The 15,867-nt window shown below is 70.9% G+C and carries 21 protein-coding genes and 1 riboswitch; of the genes, 16 read left to right on the top strand and 5 right to left on the bottom strand.

What is annotated here, in order from left to right:
- Positions 1-13: 13 nt before the first annotated feature.
- Positions 14-244 carry a hypothetical protein gene (locus tag ACWGIC_RS31165; RefSeq protein ID WP_452079479.1) on the bottom strand — a complete coding sequence of 77 codons (231 nt, stop codon included), beginning with the start codon at positions 242-244 and terminating at the stop codon, positions 14-16.
- 28 nt (positions 245-272) lie between these two features.
- On the opposite strand from ACWGIC_RS31165, the gene ACWGIC_RS31160 reads away from it, so the two are divergent.
- The 7 genes from ACWGIC_RS31160 to ACWGIC_RS31130 all read left to right on the top strand — a co-directional run bounded on the left by ACWGIC_RS31160 (position 273) and on the right by ACWGIC_RS31130 (position 4,827).
- The gene (locus ACWGIC_RS31160; protein ID WP_452079478.1) at positions 273-452 is read left to right on the top strand and encodes a hypothetical protein; all 180 of its coding nucleotides are present in this window, start codon (positions 273-275) and stop codon (positions 450-452) included.
- Positions 453-802: 350 nt separating this feature from the next.
- A complete protein-coding gene (locus ACWGIC_RS31155) occupies positions 803-1,036 on the top strand; it encodes a hypothetical protein (protein ID WP_452079477.1) in 234 nt (77 codons plus the stop codon).
- 716 nt (positions 1,037-1,752) lie between these two features.
- Positions 1,753-2,349 carry a CDP-alcohol phosphatidyltransferase family protein gene (locus tag ACWGIC_RS31150; RefSeq protein ID WP_452079476.1) on the top strand — a complete coding sequence of 199 codons (597 nt, stop codon included), beginning with the start codon at positions 1,753-1,755 and terminating at the stop codon, positions 2,347-2,349.
- Between the two features lie 46 nt (positions 2,350-2,395).
- Positions 2,396-2,779, top strand: coding sequence for a glycine cleavage system protein GcvH (gcvH, locus tag ACWGIC_RS31145; protein ID WP_452079475.1), 384 nt, complete (start codon positions 2,396-2,398; stop codon positions 2,777-2,779).
- A gap of 124 nt (positions 2,780-2,903) precedes the next feature.
- Entirely contained in the window at positions 2,904-3,374 is a 471-nt protein-coding gene (gene garA / locus ACWGIC_RS31140; RefSeq protein WP_452079474.1) for a glycogen accumulation regulator GarA, read from the top strand.
- Positions 3,371-4,141, top strand: coding sequence for a transcriptional regulator FtsR (gene ftsR / locus ACWGIC_RS31135; RefSeq protein ID WP_452079473.1), 771 nt, complete (start codon positions 3,371-3,373; stop codon positions 4,139-4,141). The genes garA and ftsR overlap by 4 nt, the downstream gene beginning before the upstream one ends.
- 212 nt (positions 4,142-4,353) lie before the next feature.
- Entirely contained in the window at positions 4,354-4,827 is a 474-nt protein-coding gene (locus ACWGIC_RS31130) for a bifunctional nuclease family protein (protein WP_009078856.1), read from the top strand.
- Between the two features lie 31 nt (positions 4,828-4,858).
- On the opposite strand, the gene ACWGIC_RS31125 is transcribed toward ACWGIC_RS31130, so the two are convergent.
- Positions 4,859-5,488 (bottom strand): TetR/AcrR family transcriptional regulator, encoded by a 630-nt coding sequence (locus tag ACWGIC_RS31125; RefSeq protein ID WP_452079472.1) that lies wholly within the window; start codon positions 5,486-5,488, stop codon positions 4,859-4,861.
- Between the two features lie 259 nt (positions 5,489-5,747).
- Here ACWGIC_RS31125 and ACWGIC_RS31120 point away from each other — a divergent pair, with 259 nt between their 5' ends.
- A complete protein-coding gene (locus ACWGIC_RS31120; protein ID WP_009078853.1) occupies positions 5,748-6,329 on the top strand; it encodes a MerR family transcriptional regulator in 582 nt (193 codons plus the stop codon).
- A 33-nt stretch (positions 6,330-6,362) separates the two neighbouring features.
- A riboswitch (glycine riboswitch) is annotated at positions 6,363-6,462 on the top strand.
- 515 nt (positions 6,463-6,977) lie between these two features.
- Here the strand turns inward: ACWGIC_RS31120 and ACWGIC_RS31115 are convergent.
- Positions 6,978-7,352 (bottom strand): nuclear transport factor 2 family protein, encoded by a 375-nt coding sequence (locus tag ACWGIC_RS31115; protein ID WP_452079471.1) that lies wholly within the window; start codon positions 7,350-7,352, stop codon positions 6,978-6,980.
- A 110-nt stretch (positions 7,353-7,462) separates the two neighbouring features.
- Here ACWGIC_RS31115 and ACWGIC_RS31110 point away from each other — a divergent pair, with 110 nt between their 5' ends.
- The 3 genes from ACWGIC_RS31110 (at position 7,463) to ACWGIC_RS31100 (ending at position 9,528) form a co-directional block, all read left to right on the top strand.
- A complete protein-coding gene (locus ACWGIC_RS31110) occupies positions 7,463-8,062 on the top strand; it encodes a nucleotidyltransferase family protein (RefSeq protein ID WP_452079470.1) in 600 nt (199 codons plus the stop codon).
- Positions 8,063-8,144: 82 nt separating this feature from the next.
- Positions 8,145-8,696, top strand: coding sequence for a TetR/AcrR family transcriptional regulator (locus ACWGIC_RS31105; protein ID WP_452079469.1), 552 nt, complete (start codon positions 8,145-8,147; stop codon positions 8,694-8,696).
- Positions 8,697-8,715: 19 nt separating this feature from the next.
- A complete protein-coding gene (locus tag ACWGIC_RS31100; RefSeq protein ID WP_452079468.1) occupies positions 8,716-9,528 on the top strand; it encodes an SDR family oxidoreductase in 813 nt (270 codons plus the stop codon).
- Here ACWGIC_RS31100 and ACWGIC_RS31095 read toward each other — a convergent pair.
- Entirely contained in the window at positions 9,518-10,420 is a 903-nt protein-coding gene (locus ACWGIC_RS31095) for a LysR family transcriptional regulator (RefSeq protein ID WP_452079467.1), read from the bottom strand. The two genes, ACWGIC_RS31100 and ACWGIC_RS31095, sit on opposite strands and share 11 nt — an antisense overlap.
- A 70-nt stretch (positions 10,421-10,490) precedes the next feature.
- Between ACWGIC_RS31095 and ACWGIC_RS31090 the strand changes: the two genes are divergently transcribed.
- From ACWGIC_RS31090 to ACWGIC_RS31070, 5 genes are all read left to right on the top strand, one after another.
- Positions 10,491-11,180, top strand: coding sequence for a nitroreductase family protein (locus tag ACWGIC_RS31090; RefSeq protein ID WP_452079466.1), 690 nt, complete (start codon positions 10,491-10,493; stop codon positions 11,178-11,180).
- A gap of 36 nt (positions 11,181-11,216) precedes the next feature.
- Entirely contained in the window at positions 11,217-12,014 is a 798-nt protein-coding gene (locus tag ACWGIC_RS31085) for a helix-turn-helix domain-containing protein (RefSeq protein WP_452079465.1), read from the top strand.
- An 86-nt stretch (positions 12,015-12,100) separates the two neighbouring features.
- Complete coding sequence (locus ACWGIC_RS31080; protein WP_452079464.1) at positions 12,101-13,087, top strand: zinc-dependent alcohol dehydrogenase; 987 nt, start codon at positions 12,101-12,103, stop codon at positions 13,085-13,087.
- A gap of 40 nt (positions 13,088-13,127) precedes the next feature.
- Entirely contained in the window at positions 13,128-13,622 is a 495-nt protein-coding gene (locus ACWGIC_RS31075; protein ID WP_452079463.1) for a GNAT family N-acetyltransferase, read from the top strand.
- Positions 13,623-14,150: 528 nt separating this feature from the next.
- Positions 14,151-14,696 (top strand): hypothetical protein, encoded by a 546-nt coding sequence (locus ACWGIC_RS31070; protein WP_452079462.1) that lies wholly within the window; start codon positions 14,151-14,153, stop codon positions 14,694-14,696.
- A 255-nt stretch (positions 14,697-14,951) separates the two neighbouring features.
- On the opposite strand, the gene ACWGIC_RS31065 is transcribed toward ACWGIC_RS31070, so the two are convergent.
- Positions 14,952-15,824, bottom strand: a complete 873-nt coding sequence (locus ACWGIC_RS31065; RefSeq protein WP_452079461.1) for an alpha/beta fold hydrolase — start codon at positions 15,822-15,824, stop codon at positions 14,952-14,954.
- Positions 15,825-15,867: the final 43 nt, after the last annotated feature.

Below are 15,867 nucleotides of genomic sequence, written 5' to 3'. Positions count from 1 at the left end.
CGGGGTCCCGGTCCTATTCGGCCGGGACCACCGCCGCCAGCACGGTCTGCTCGCCCTTGCTGCACGTGGTGCCGCCTTGCGCGGCGGGCGGACCGGAAACGCACAGCCAGCCGTCGACGGTCGCGTTGACCGGATTGTTCGAGCCCGCGGCCTGACGGCCGTTGATGGCTTGGTGGAACTTCTTGACCAGCGACAGCGCGTCCGCGCACGGGATGGCTTTGTTGTCGTAGACGTACAGCGTCATCCCGCTCGCCGCGGTGACGGTGCCGCACGTGCCCGGGTTGGCCGGCGGTGCCTGCTTCGACGGCTTTGGCGCGGCCGCGGTGCTGCTGGGCGCGGCAGGCGGGCTGCTCGCGCCCGCGGTCTGCGGCAGCGGCGGGGGAGCGTGCGTGCTCGGCGCGGCCGAGGCGATCGCGGAGGGCGCCGACGTGGCGGCCGCCGGTGGCGCTTGATCCCCCGAACAGGCGGCGAGCGCGGGCACAACCACCACAGCCGCGCACAGCGGCCCGAACACGGTTTTCGACGGGAGCACCGCGATCCTTTCGCCGGGGTCGCGCCCATTCTGGCCCCTCGCGCCGCGCTGAGCGGCACCGACACACCGGAGCGGACGCGGTCGAGTCTACTGTGGACGGTTGGTTTCGGTTTCCGGAACGGGAAATCCGCATCGACGGGGCATATCGTTCGGAGGAATCCGTGCCGCGGCGGTTAACGATCGGCGGTCCCGCGCCGACGTATAGGGCAGGCGCCCCGCGCGTTCCAGGTCCCCGAAGCCCGACGCCAGAGAGCACGAGTCACCGAGAGCATGAGCACCGAAACCGCCCCCGCGGCCGAATCCGACGCCCCGACCGATCCGCCGACCGAACCCTGCAGCGTGGTGTGGTGCGGCGGCCGCCCCTACGTCCTCGAAGCCGGATCCGTGCGCCCGCGCTGGGTGGGCACCGACGGCCGCGGCCGCCCGGAAACGCTGAGCAACGCGCAGCTGCGCAGCCGCGGCTGGAGCCACCGCCGTGCGGCCAGCAGGCGGCGCTCCCGCTGAGACTTCCGCCGGACCGCGGCCGGAACCGGGGAGGGGTCCCGGCCCGCGGCCCGGCGGATCCTCCGGATTCCCTGTCGCCGCACCGATTCACCTGTGCCGGGCAGGCGCTTCCTGCCAGGCACGGAACGGCTGGAGCGGACCGGCCTCGCGCTCGGCCCGGCCGGGTCGGCGGCGAAAACCGATGCCCCGGCGCTGGTGACGGAATCGTTCCAGCCGACGGCTCAGCCGGATCCGGCCGCGCCGGTCGGACCCTCCGCCGGGGCTGACGCCCCATGCCGCATCAGGCGTGTCCCGTCCGCCTGGCGCGGAGGTCGGTACCTCTCGCGCATCCGCAGCGGCACTGGGCGCGTCGCGCGTCGATGCGGCCTTGGCCGCGTCTCGCGCACCCGTAGTGGCATTGGTCCCCGTCCTGCGCACCCAACGCGGCGTCCGGCACCTCCAGCGCACCCGAAGCGGCATCTCGCGCATCGGCGCGGCGTCGAGCCCGTCCTGCGCTGCTCGCCTCCCAATGCCGCGTTGGGTGCATCCGATGCACCCAACGCGGCATTGGGGCACAGCGGCCAGCCGCAATCCCTCTTTCCACAGCTTTCCCGAGCCCCCGGAGCCCCTCGTCCTGCGCGGTACTCCCGCCCGCATCCCCCGCCCGGCGGAGGCGAACCCCGGAACTTCACCCGCCGGGAGAAACCTCGCACCCCCGCCCGCTCTAGGCTGCACGCGTGACCACGGCCCCCGACGAGCCCAAGACCGAGCCCTCCCTGTGGCGGCAGGCGCTCAACGTTCCCAACCTGCTGTCGCTGCTGCGGCTGGCGGGCGTGCCGGTGTTCCTCTGGCTGCTGCTCGGCCCGAAGGAGGACGGCTGGGCGCTCGCCCTGCTGATCTTCTCCGCGCTCACCGACTGGCTCGACGGCAAGCTCGCCCGCTGGCTGGACCAGATGTCGCGGCTCGGGCAGCTGCTCGACCCCGCCGCGGACCGGCTCTACATCCTCGCCACGCTCGTCGCCTTCCTGATCCGCGACATCATCCCGTGGTGGGTCGTCGTCCCGCTGGTCCTGCGCGAGCTGGTGCTGGGCGTCTGCGTGGTGCTGCTGCGCCGCGGCGGGTTCGCGCCGCCCGAGGTCACCTACATCGGCAAGGGCGCGACGTTCGTCCTGATGTACGCCTTCCCGTTCCTGCTGCTCACCCAGGGCGGCTCGGACGTCGCGGCGGTCGCGCGGCCGATCGCGTACGCGTTCATGGTCTGGGGCGGCGTCCTGTATGTCTGGTCCGGCGCGCTCTACGTCGTGCAGGCGGCTCGCGCGCTGCGGACCCGGTGATGGAAGATTGTCGGCAGGAAAGCCAGCACCAGGAAGGGGAGCGGCGTTGACCACTCCGGAAGAACTGCGCTACACCGAGGAACACGAGTGGGTCGCGACCCGCGAGGGTTCGCTCGTGCGGGTGGGCATCACCGAATACGCGCAGGACCAGCTCGGCGACGTCGTGTTCGTCGACCTGCCCGAGGTCGGCAAGCAGGTCGGGGCGGGCGACCCGTTCGGCGAGGTCGAGTCCACGAAGAGCGTTTCCGAGCTGTTCGCGCCGGTCGACGGCGAGATCGTGGCGGTCAACCCGGCGGTCGCCGATTCGCCGGAGCTCATCAACTCCGACCCCTACGGCGAGGGCTGGCTCGTGGAGATCCGGCTCGACGACCCGGCCGGTCTCGAGGCCCTGCTCGAGGCCGAGGCGTACCAGGCGCTCATCAAGGGCTGAGCCGCCCGGCCCGGCGCCGGAGCCTCAAGGGGAGCCCGAGGGTTCCGGGCCGGTCGGGCACGGTACGTTGACAGCTGCACGTTCTTGGTCGATGACAACACTTCATGCGTAGAGGAGAGCTCAGGTGAGCACGAACGACGGGCCCGGCGTTCCCCCGGAGCAGTCTCCGGAGCGGACCTCTGTCTTCCGGGCCGATTTCCTGGCCGACATGGAAGGCCAGCAGGAGCCCGCGCCGGCCGCCGAGGCACCGGTCCAGGGCGTCGACGCCCTCCCGCCGGGTTCCGCCCTCCTGGTCGTGAAGCGCGGGCCCAACGCGGGCTCCCGCTTCCTGCTCGACCGCGACACCACCAGCGCGGGACGGCACCCCGACAGCGACATCTTCCTCGACGACGTCACGGTTTCCCGCCGCCACGCGGAATTCCGGCGCGAGGGCGGGGAGTTCGTCGTGATCGACGTCGGCAGCCTCAACGGCACCTACGTCAACCGCGAGCCGGTCGACCAGGCCGTCCTCGCCGGCGGCGACGAGGTGCAGATCGGGAAGTTCCGCCTGGTCTTCCTGACCGGCCCGGGGCACGGGGGCCAGGGGGCGCAGTGACGGCGGCCGGTCAGCCCGGTCGTCAGGAGGCCCGGCGGGACGGGTTGAGCATCGGGGCGGTGCTCGCGCAGCTGCGCGGGGACTTCCCCGATGTCACGATTTCCAAGATCCGTTTCCTCGAGGCGGAAGGCCTGGTCTGCCCGGGCCGCACGCCCTCGGGGTACCGGCAGTTCTCGCCGGCGGACGTGGAACGCCTGCGGTACGTGCTGTCCGCGCAGCGCGACCACTACCTCCCGCTGAAGGTCATCAAGGAGCAGCTCGACGCGGCCGACGCGGGCGCGCAACCGCCCGTGCCGGTCCCGGCGGCCCCCCAGCTGCCGCGGCGGCTCGTGCCGCTCGGCGACGGGAGCGATCCGGCCGGGCTGCCCGCGGCGGCGGACTTCGAGACCGGCCCGGACACCCGGCTCACCCAGGAAGACCTCCTGGAGCAGGCGGGCATCGACGACGCGACGCTGGCCGAGCTGTGCCAGTACGGCCTGCTGCGCCCCGGCGCGGCGGGTTTTTTCGGCCCGGAATCGGTGCTGATCGCGCGCACCGTCAAGGCGATGACCGAATTCGGGCTCGAACCGCGGCACCTGCGCGCGTTCCGCGCCGCGGCCGACCGCGAGGTCGGCCTGCTGGAGCAGATCGTGACCCCGGCGTACCGGCATCGTGACGCGGACGCGAAGGCGCGCGCGGACGAGGTGGTGCGGGAGCTGGCCGCGTTGTCGGTCACGCTGCACACCCTGCTCGTCAAGGCGGGCATCCGCGGCGTCGCCGGCGACTGACCCGCGGGCCCGGGACGCGTTTTCCGTTACTTGTCAATGACTGAACCTCAGCGCCGGGATGCCGTACCGTGAGAGACGGTTCGCGTGACCGCGGACCGGGAAAGTCCGCTGCGAGCGAGCACAGCGCCCGGATGACGGGTAGCGTCGGAGACAACGGTCGTCAGCCGTCGCCAGCGCTGCGGCCCGTGTGCACGAGAGGGAGGCGAAGCCCGATGAGCGAGATGCGCGTCGTCGGAGTGCGGGTCGAACTGCCCGCGAATCAGCCGATCTTGTTGCTGCGGGAGACCGAGGGCGAGCGGTACCTGCCGATCTGGATCGGCTCGGTCGAAGCCACCGCGATCGCCCTGGAACAGCAAGGCGTCCGGCCCGCCCGGCCGCTGACCCACGATCTGCTCAAAGAGGTCATCGGCGCGCTCGGGCGCGAGCTCGAGCAGGTCGTGATCACCGACCTCAAAGAAGGCACCTTCTTCGCCGAGCTGGTCTTCGACGGCGACATCCGGGTCTCCGCCCGCCCGAGCGATTCGGTCGCGCTGGCGCTGCGGATCGGCGTCCCGATCCACGCGGTCGACGCCGTGCTCGAGGAAGCCGGGCTGATCATCCCGGACGAGCAGGAGGACGAGGTCGAGAAGTTCCGCGAGTTCCTCGACTCCGTGTCCCCGGAAGACTTCCGCGGCGCCGACACCTGATCCCCGGCGGTCACGCCGCCGGGGAGCCCTCTCACGGCGCGGTGGCGCGGGCGAACAGGTCGGCCAGTTCGCGGCCGTAGCGGTCCAGGTCGACGGCCGGATTCGCCGCGTACGCCGCCGCGACCCCGTCGACCGCCTGCGCGATCGACAGCGCCACGATCTCCGGCGAGATGTCGCCGAACACCCCTTCCGCGCGGCCCTGTTCCAGCTGCCGCTGCAGCGCGCCGGTGCGCAGCTGCCCGACCATGACGCCGGTCATCGCCCAGCCGTCGCGGTCGTCGGCGTGCGCGGCCATCTCAGTCAGCACCCGTTCGCATTGCGGGTAGTCGCGCAGGAACGCGACCGAGGTTTCGATGTACGCGCGCAGGTTCCCCGGCCGGTCCGCCGGGTCGATGTTCTCGCTGCGCTTGCGCAGGTATTCCGATTTGGTCTCGGACACCGTGCTCAGCACCGCCTGCATGAGGCCGGCCTTGTTGGTGAAGTGGTACGAGATCAGCCGCGTGCTGCTGAGCCCGGCCCGCTCCTTGATCCGCGCGAAGGTGGTGCGCGCGTACCCGTGGTCGGCGATCGTGGCGATGGTCGCGCCGATGATCTGCGCCCGGGTGGTGGCCTCGGTCACACTGAGGCCGAGTTCGGCTTGCGTGTCGATGTTTACTTGCATGAGTAACAAGTTACTCGGCCGAGTAAAAATCGTCAACCCCGTGCGGCGAACGGGCCAAAGCCTCGACACGGCCTTGAGGTCCGCCGCGCGTCGCGTTGACCGGCTCGCGGCGCAGCCTTACCGTCAAAGGCGGTAAATCGCCACGATGTGATTCGCCGACCCGGCGCGCTCGTGGCAGTTTTCCCCGGCCGATCCCGATCCTGGGCTCGACCGGCCTGTCGAACGCCCCGCCGCGAGGCCGGGCGAGGGGAGGCTTGCGGTGGTCGAGGCTGGTCGTCCGGAGATACCCGCCGGACCTGTCGCCGACGGCGAGCAGGGCGAGCTGTTCCCCGACGCCTCGCTGCCCGACGAACTGGTCGGCTACCGCGGTCCCGCGGCCTGCCAGATCGCCGGGATCACCTACCGCCAGCTGGACTACTGGGCGCGCACGAAGCTGGTCGCGCCCAGCATCCGGACGGCGCACGGTTCGGGGTCGCAGCGGCTCTACTCGTTCAAGGACATCCTGGTCCTCAAGGTCGTGAAACGCCTGCTGGACACCGGGGTCTCGCTGCAGAACATCCGGGTCGCGGTGGACCACCTGCGCGTGCGCGGGGTGCGAGACCTGGCGAAGGTCACGCTGTTCTCCGACGGCACCACGGTGTACGAATGCACCTCGCCGGAGGAGATCGTGGATCTGCTCCAGGGCGGCCAGGGCGTGTTCGGCATCGCGGTCAGCGGGGCGATGCAGGAGATCAGCGGCACGATCCACGAGTTCCCGGCCGAGCGCGCAGACGGCGGCCTGGTCGAGGCCGTCGTGCCGGACGAGCTGACCCAGCGCCGCAACGCCCGCCGCACGGGCTGATCTTGGTCCGCGCTAGACTGGGCGCGCGATCGACGAACCCGCGCGGGAGAGACCGGACCGGCATCCCCGGACCGGCGCCGAAGGAGCAAGTCCTCCCCGGAACCTCTCAGGCACCCTGGACCGCGCGGACGAGACGCCTCTGGAAAGCGCATCGGCAGGAGACCACCAGCCGGTGCCGCCGACGGTGCAAGCCCGCGTATCCACGCGGGTGAAACTCTCAGGCGCCCCGCGGGGTACGGACAGAGTGGGGAGGGCCACGAACTCGCGCGTGCGGCGCGGCGTGGCTGGGAGCGGGGGTTTCCCGGTATGGCTGGATTCCGTTGTTCTGGCGTGGCGTGAGCTGGTGAGTTCTGGCTCCGCGTGCTGTCGCACCCGGAGCGTGCCTCGGTGAGCTGAGTTTTCGCGACGCGGCTGGCGATGTCGCTGTGCGATGGGCGAGATCTGACGTGGCGTGCGCTGGTGCGGCTGGGTTATCGCGGCGTGGCCAGTGAATTCCGGCGTTCTCGCCGCGTGGCCTGGCGAGGTCTCCGCGTTCTGGCGCCGGCGAGGCTGAGATGCCCGGCCCGGCCGGTGAGGTTCAGACCTCCCGGGTGGTCTGAACCTCCTGATGTGGTCTCAACCACATCGCGGCCGCCGCGGTTCTCCGCGTCAGCCCGGAATCTTGTCCAGGAACCCGTGCACCTTGGCGATCCGCCCGTCGGCGAGTTCGATCACGTCGAAGCCGATCGCGATCGGGTCCGGGTTGCCCGGGGCCGACAGGTGCCACTGGAAGCGGGCGAGGTCGTGGTGTGCGTCCGGGTCCGCGGGCAGGCTGAAGACCAGCCCAGCGAACTGTGCCTGCGCGCCGCCGATGAAGCCGTCGATCTCGTCCTGTCCGGCGACCGCGCCGAGGGGATCGGTGTAGGTCGCGCCCGGTGCGAAGACCTCCGAGACCAGCTGGCGGCGGCGCTGCGGGTCGGTCTCGTTCCAGACGTCGAGGTAACGGCGGGCGATGGCGGCGGCGGTCGGTGCGGTAGTGGTCATCGCGGGGTTCTCCTTGTGTCGTCCCGGTTTCGGTACGGCCAAGCCTGTCCGAAAACCAGCGGCTGGTCGATTACCCGGGAGGTAACCGGCTCGCCGTGCTAAACCGGGGCATGGACTACGGACGGCTCGCGATCGACGAGCAGCTGGGGGCATTCCGCGAGATGGCGACTCGCAACGAATTCGTGCCGGAAGTGCTGGCGCGGGCGGCTGAACTGGATCTTCCGGGCTGGTACCTGACCGCGGGCTGCCTCTGTCAAACGGTCTGGAACGTGGTGACCGGACGGCCGCCCGCCGAGGGCATCAAGGACTACGACCTGTTCTACTTCGACGACTCCGATCTCAGCTGGGAAGCCGAAAACTCGGTCATCGAGAAGGGTGCGCGGAGGTTCGGGGATCTCCCGGTCACGGTGGAAATCCGCAACGAGGCGCGGGTGCATCTCTGGTACGAGGACCGCTTCGGCGTTCCGTGCGAGCCGTATCCGTCGACCGAGGCAGCGATCGATTCGTTTCCGTCCACGACGCCCTGTCTGGGGATTCGGCAGGGCAGCGGCGGGGAGTGGCGGGTCTACGCGCCGCACGGGTTCGCTGATGTGTTCAATCTCGTTGTCCGGCCTAATCCTGGTCATGCGCCGCGGAGTTCGTACGAGGCGAAAGCCCGGCGCTGGCAGGAGCAATGGCCGGAGTTGAGGGTGCTGCCGTGGCCTGCTTGACGGTCTCACAACCACGGCGTAGTTTCGATACGAAACGGTAGCGTATCGGAAGTGAGGGCCGGTGGGCGAGGAATCGTCGGGGGTGGGCAGGCCGCGTGATGCCCGGCGGGACGACGCGATTCACGCAGCGGTGCTGGAGTTGCTGACCGAGGTCGGCTACGACCAGTTGTCCATCGAGGCGGTCGCGGGTCGTGCCGGGGTGGCGAAGACGACGATTTACCGGCGGCACCGGGACAAGGCGGCCCTTGTCGCGGCGGCGGTGGAGCAGCGGCAAGGAAGTGCTCCGCCCGAAGCGGGCGCGGGCGGTCTCCGGGAGAACTTGCTGACTGTCGTGCGGTGGCTGGCGCGGGAGATCGCTGAGCAGGAGATCGGGCTGCTGGGTGCGTTGTTCGCGGGAATGCGCGGCGATCCCCGGTTGGCGGAAGAGATGCGCCGGATCTTGCGTCGCGACGAAGGGGCGATGGGGGACCGGCTGTCCGGCGAAGAGCTGGCGCCGGGCGGGGCGGAGTTGTTCGCGGAGGTGGCGCCTGCGGTGATCGTGCACCGGATCGTTGTCGCGGGAGAGCGTTGCGATGAGCGGTTCGTGCGGCATCTGGTGGACGACATCCTGCTGCCGTTGCTCCGAAAGCGTTGAGACAGAAGGCGATACGGACATGATTGTGATCACGGGGGCGGCCGGTGCGCTCAACGGGGCGACGGTGGAGCACCTCCTCGAACGGGTTCCGGCGGAGCGGATCGGCGTCAGCGTCCGGGATGTCGGGAAGGCGCGGCATTTCGCGGAACGCGGCGTGCGGGTGCGGCAAGGGTCCTATGAGGATCCGGCGGCACTGCGGAAGTCCTTTGAAGGGGCCGAAAAGGTACTGCTGGTTTCCTCGAACGATCCGCACGCGGACGGGGTCGGGTTGCATCGTGCGGGGATCGAGGCGGCGGTCGAGGCCGGGGCGCAACGGATTTTCTATACGAGCCATCAGAATGCCCGGCTGGACACGCCGTTTTCGCCGGGGGTCGAGCACGCCGCTACGGAGCGGGTGCTTGCTGATTCCGGGGTGGCGTGGACGGCGCTGCGCAATGGGTTTTACGCGCACAGCCTGGGGTGGCTGCTCGGGTCGTGGCGGGAGGACGGGGTGATCAGGGCGCCGGCGGACGGGCCGGTTTCGTGGACTGATCGGGCCGACGTCGCCGAGGCGGCGGCAATTGTTCTTGCGGGCGACCGGGTATTCGACGGTCCGGTGACGTTGACGGCGCGGCGGGCGGTGACGTTCGACGATCTGGCCGAGATCGCTGAGCGGGTCAGCGGGCGCGAGGTGAAGCGCGTCGTGGTGGACGACGAGGAGTGGCTCGGGAGCGGGCCGGAGGCGCGGATGACGCTGACGATGTTTCAGGCGGCGCGCGAAGGTCATTTCGCGGAGACGAGCCCGGTGCTCGGCGAGCTGCTTGGGCGTGAACCGCGCCGTATTACGCTTTAGCGCCGAAAAACTCCCGGCAGAAGGTGCGGAACGTTTCCGCTCGCCGGGTCAACCGCGCACCTTCGGCGCGGGCCAGCACGACCGGCGTCGTCGGGACACGCTCGCGCAGCGGGCGGACAGCGAACGGCGTGCCCTCCACGGAAAGTTCCAACGGCGGCCGCTGCACCGACAGCGTGTAACCCAAGCCCCGGGCGACCAGGGCGCGGGCCAGTTCGAAGCTCGTCGTGCGGTGCGCGACCGGCATGGGCAGGCCGACAGCAGCGAAAACGTCCCGGAAATACCGCTCCGACGGCGGTACGTCCAGCAGGATGAACGGCTCGTCGGCCAAGGCGCGCAACGAAACCGTCTTGCGGCGCGCCAAGGGATGGTCCGGCGGGAGGAGGACGCTGGGCGGCTGGTCGTACAGCTTGTCCACGGCGATGCCGGGCACCAGGTCTTGCCGGTACAGCACGGCCAGATCGCAGCGGCCCTCCAGCAGCAGGTGCTGAAGGTCCGGCAGCGTGCCTTCGACGAAGGTGACGTCGACTTCCGGATGCCGGGTGCGGAAGGTCGCCAGCGCGGCGGGCACGTGCAACGGCGCGAGCGGCGTGTAGCAGCCGAAACTCAGGCGTCCGGCGAGGTCCTGGCCGAAATCGCGGGCGGCGGTGCCGAGTTCGGCGACCGAGGTGAGCACAGCGCGGGCCTCGCCGACGACCTGACGGCCGGCGTCGGTCAGCGCGGTCGCCCGTCCTGGGCCGCGGAGGATGAGCTGCACGCCCAGAGTCCGTTCCAGCGAGGCGATCGCCAGCGACACCGCCGACTGCGACACGTGGCAGCTGTCCGCGGCCGCGGTGAGGCCGCCGGTGTCCGCGACCGCGACCAGATACTCGAGCTGACGCAACGAGGGAGACATCAGTTCAGCTTATGTCCTTCACCAGAAATGTGAACTGGACCGATGACCGCCGGCGCGGCAGGGTCGGAGCATGACCCGGCACACCCATCCGTTCGTCCCCTACGCGCCGCCGCGGCTGTCCCCGGAGGAGAGCCTCGCGCGCGGGCAGGAGCTGTACCGGCTGCTCGACCGGCGCCGGTCGGTCCGCTGGTTCTCCCCGGACCCGGTGCCGCTCGAAGCGATCGAGACCGCGGTGCGGATCGCGAACACCGCGCCGAGCGGGGCGCACCACCAGCCGTGGACGTTCGTCGCGACCGCCGACCCGGACGTGAAGCGCGCGGTGCGCGAGGCGGCCGAGGTCGAGGAGCGGAGGTTCTACCGGGAGCGGAGCGCGCCGGACTGGCACGCGGCGCTCGCCCGGCTCGAAACCGACGAGCACAAGGAATTCCTCGAAATCGCGCCGTGGCTGGTGGTCGCGTTCGCGCAGAAGAGCACGCCGCTGCCGGACGGCTCGCTGCGGAAGAACTACTACGTCAACGAAAGCGTCGGCATCGCCTGCGGCATGTTCATCACCGCCCTGCACACGATGGGCCTGGCGACGCTCACCCACACCCCGAACCCGATGGGTTTCCTGAACGAGGTCCTCGAGCGCCCGGCGACCGAACGGCCGTACATCCTGTTCCCGGTCGGCTATCCCGCGCCGGACTGCGAGGTGCCGGACCTCGAACGCAAACCGCTCGCCGAGGCGCTGGTGGTGCACGCGCCGTTACCTCGGGGGTAATGGTCCCGCGGCGGGCGACGCCGTAGCGTCGGGCGGGTGACGACTACGGTGAAGGCCCCGGTCGGCGAACTGCTCCGGGAATGGCGCGACCGCCGCCGCATCAGCCAGCTCGACCTCGCGATCGCGGCGGACATCTCGACGCGCCACCTGAGCTTCGTGGAGACCGGGCGGTCCAAGCCGAGCCGGGACATGGTGCTGCGGCTGGGCGAGCACCTCGACATCCCGCTGCGCGAGCGGAACCGCCTGCTGCTCGCCGCGGGCTACGCGCCCGTCTACGGCGAGTCGGACATCGGGGCCCCGGAGATGGCTGTCGTCCGCGAGGCCGTCCGGCGGCTGCTCGCCGGGCACGACCCGTATCCGGCGGCGGTGGTCGACCGCGGCTGGAACCTCGTCGACGCCAACCTCAGCCTCGGCGTGCTCACCGAAGGCATCGCGCCGGGGCTGCTGACCGGTCCGGTGAACGTCCTGCGCGCGACGCTGCACCCGGACGGGATGGCTCCGCGGGTGCTGAATCTGGGGGAGTGGCGGGCGCATCTGCTGGGGCGGCTGCGCCGTCAGGTCGAGCAGACGGCGGACGCCGGGCTGGCCGAGCTGCTGGAGGAACTGCGCGGGTATCCGTGCGACGACGAGGTTCCGGAGGTGGAGGTCCCCGGGCCGGGCGATATCTTCGTTCCGCTGCGCTACCGGCACGAGGACCTGGAACTCGTCTTTTTCAGCACCGTAGCGACCTTCGGGACGCCGCTGGACGTGACTGTCGCGGAGCTGGTGATCGAGTCGTTCTATCCGGCGGACCCGGCGACGGCGGCGTTTTTGCGGGAGAGGACGACCGGCTGAGCGGTGCCGTCCCGGGGTCGTGCTCCGGCGGCAGCCACCTTTTTGCGCGAGGGCGTGAACGGCGGAGCGCCGCTACGATCGGGACCATGCGGGCGTTCGTGGTGACCGGGCCGGGGGAGGCCGGTCCGGCCGAGGTGCCGGAGCCGGTCGCCGGGGTCGGCGAGGTCGTCGTCGACGTCGAGCGGGCCGGGGTGTGCGGCACCGACGTCGAGTTCTTCACCGGCGAGATGCAGTACCTCGCCGACGGGCACGCCCGGTACCCGATGCGGCTCGGCCACGAATGGTGCGGCACGGTGGCGGAGGTCGGTCGCGGCGTGCACCCCGCGTGGGTCGGCCGCCGCGTCACCGGCGACACGATGCTGGGGTGCGGGGACTGCCGGCGTTGCCGCGGCGGCCGCCAGCACGTCTGCGCGAACAGGCAGGAGGTCGGCATCCGGGGCGGCCGGGCCGGAGCGCTCGCCGAACGCCTCGCGGTGCCGGTGCGCTCGCTGCACGAGCTGCCGGAAACGGTGGATCCGGTCGCCGGCGCGCTGGCCGAACCGGGCGGCAACGCGTGCCGCGCGGCGCGGGCGGCGGCGGGGGAGCGGGTGCTGGTGCTCGGCCCGGGGACGATCGGGCTGCTGACCGCGCTGTTCCTGCGCGCCGCGGGCAGCGAGGTGCATCTGGTGGGCGCCACGCCGTGGTCGGTGGAATTCGCGCGAGGGCTGGGTTTTCCCGCCGGCACGAGCGTGCCGGAGCCGCCCTTCGACGCGGTGGTGGACGCGACCGGCGATCCCGCGGCTCCGGCCCTCGCGGCGGAAGTGGTCGAACCGGCGGGGCGGATCGTCTGCATCGGACTCGCGGGGAGGCCGAGCCTCATCGACACGCGGGCGCTGGCGTTGAAGGACGTCACCGCGATCGGCGTGCTGAGCGGATCGCCGGGATTGGCGCAGGCGATCGAAGCGTACGCGGCCGGGGAAGTCGACCCGCGGCCGCTGGTGGCGGCGACGGTCGGGCTGGACGAGGTCGCGGCGGTTCTCGGCGGGGAGCGGCCGCCGGGGGCTCCGAAGGTCCACGTCGACCCGCGACGATAACCGAGTTGCCTGGCGGGCGCGGAAACGAGAGGGTCGGGGCATGAGTGCCGACCTGACTTTCCGCCAGCCGACCGAAAACGACCACGCGCGGGTGCTCGCCGCGCTGGGCCCGTGGTGGGGCGGGCTGAAGGGCGAAGCCGGAGCGAAGGAGCGGGCGTTGCTGGTGCCGCGCCTGTACTTCCAGCACTTCACCACGACGAGCCGCCTGGCCGAGCGTCCGGACGGGACGCTGGCGGCGTTCCTGATCGGCTTCGTTTCGCAGACCGACCCGGACACCGCCTACATCCACTTCGTCGGCGTGGACCCGGAACTGCACGGCCAGGGGATCGGGCGGTCGTTGTACGAGTGGTTCTTCGGGCAGGTGCGGGAGCTGGGGGTGCGGAAGGTCAAGTGCATCACCAGCCCGCAGAACGCCGGTTCGCGCGCCTATCACGCCCGGCTCGGGTTCGAGGTGTCCGACGTGCTCCCGGACTACGACGGGCCGGGGCTGGACCGGGTCGCGTTCACCCGCAGCCTGGCCGCCGACGCGGCATGACGCGGGAAGCCTGGCCGCGGCCGGGCGATTTCGGGCTTCTGGACGCGTGGGCCAGCGGCCTGTCTGGGCCGCGCCTGGTCGAGCACGATCCGGCGCGCGTCACGGTCTGATCCGGTCCGACGTGCACGGGCTCGCCGGGCCGGAGGTTCTGGCAGCTGGGGGTCTTCGTTCCTCCGTTCGCCGACGGCCATGACGGCGCGATGGCCGAAGACGCTTGTCGCACCGGTCCCTCGAACTCGGTGCCTCGGTCGTGGCGGGCCGGGCGCGAGTTCGCGCCACGCGAGCCCCATGGCCAGTTGGACGTTGAGATAGATGTCGAGCAATGTCTCCATGCCGTCGGAAGCCGCTCTCTGGAACCGTTGCCGCCTGCGACTGCACGTATTCCGGGCGAGAGCGGGTCAGCCGGCAGTCGAGGCTCAGTGCCGACAAGGTTCGCCGACTGCGTGCCGCGCGATCCCGGCGATGCTCACTGCGGGGCACCTGCGGTCCCACGGGCGCGAGAAAAGGCCGGCGGCACCGGGACGCGCGGTGGCGGACAATGAAGGTGTGGGAGAGGCGGGCAAGATCTGGGGTCGTGCGGTGGCGGCCGGGGTCGTCGCCGGACTTGCGGGCGCGGTGCTGACGGGAGCGCTGACCACGTTTCCATGGTGGCTCGCGGCGGTGGCCGGCGGAGCGTGTGCGGTCATGGGCTTCTGGGCGCTTAGCGCGATGTCGCGCGCGCAGTTGCGCGTGGCGCGGGAGCTGCTCGGCGATGCGGTATCGCTGCGCCAGGTGCGGCTGGCCTCGCGCGCCGCGGAGTTCGGCCGGATCCCCGCCGATCCAGCCGTATACCGGCTCGCTGTCGAGTTCGCCGAGCGCAGCCTGCGTCAGGCGCGGAAGAACCGGCTGACGATGACGGCGTTGTTCGCCTGTACAGCCGCGATCGATCTCGTGTCCCTGGTGCCCGGGAACCTGGGATGGTTGTGGAGTGTGGCCGGTTTCGGCCTGGCTGCGGCGGCGGCATTCTGCGGACCGCAGCTGCAAGCCAGACGCTTGGCGCGTCTGCGCGACAACCCACCGCCCCTGGCGCGCTGAAGGCGTGCGGTACAGCGGAAGGGCCGCCAGCCGAAGCGAGCAGCGTCTCGCGGATCAAGACTGTCCCGCACGAAACCGAGGGCGATTATCGGCCGTGTGGGAAGAGCTGGCCTCCTCCCCACACCTGGCTGCCGCCCGCGACAGTGACCGTACTTGCCGCGTGACAGCAATGAGACAGGGCGGCAGCGGGCCGAACCTGGTTGGTCGGCGGAGCGCCCGCGAGGGGCCGTACCGACACGGCGCAAAGCCGCGGCCTCACTCCGCTTTGAGCGGTTCGAGGAAGTCCGCGACAGCCGCGGAGACCTCCACGGGGGCGAGTTCCGCCATGTGGTGTCCGGAGTCGATGCCGCACCCGCGCACGTCCTCGGCCCATTCCTGCCAGATTCCCACGGGATCGCCGTAGAGGTCTTCCAGGTCGTCCCGCAGCGACCACAGGACGAGCACCGGCTGCTTGAGCATGCGACCGGCGGCGCGGTCGGCGAGTTCGTCCCGGTAGTCCACGGTGAGGCCGGCGCGGTAGTCCTCGAGCATGCCGCGGACCACTTCCGGATCCCGCATCGCCGCGCGCCATTCGGCGTGGTTCTCGCGGCCCATCTTTTCCGGGTCGCCCCGGTACCACGAGCCGGGGTCGGCGTTGATCACGCGTTCCGGGGTTTCGGGCTGGGCGAAGAAAAACCAGTGCCACCACGCGGTCGCGAACTGCGGGGTGATGCGGCCGAGGTGCTCGCTGATCGGCAGGCAGTCGGCGAGCACCGCCCGGAGCACCTGGTCCGGATGGTCGAGCGCCATGCGGAGGGCGAGGTAGCTGCCCCGGTCGTGCCCGACCACGGAGAACCGTTCGTGGCCCAGCGCGCGCATCACTGCCAGCAGACGGCGCGCGCTTGCCCGTTTGGAGTGCGGCTCGTGGTCTTCGGCGGGTTCCGGTTTGCCGGAACGGCCGTATCCGGGGAGGTCGGCGCAGACGACGGTGAATCCGCGCTCGACCAACCGCGGCGCAACCCGATGCCAGGTCGCGGAAGTACGGGGATGCCCGTGCAGCAGCAACACCGGCGGGCCGCTGCCCGCGTGCCGGACGAAAACGGGGCAGTCGGCACCGTCGACTGTCGCGGTGGTGAAGCCGTCGAACATGAATTCCCGCTTCCCGATTTCGTTGGCGGCGCGCCCATGGACA

This window comes from Amycolatopsis sp. NPDC054798 (assembly GCF_053611505.1).
This window is presented reverse-complemented; position numbering and strand designations above follow the sequence as displayed.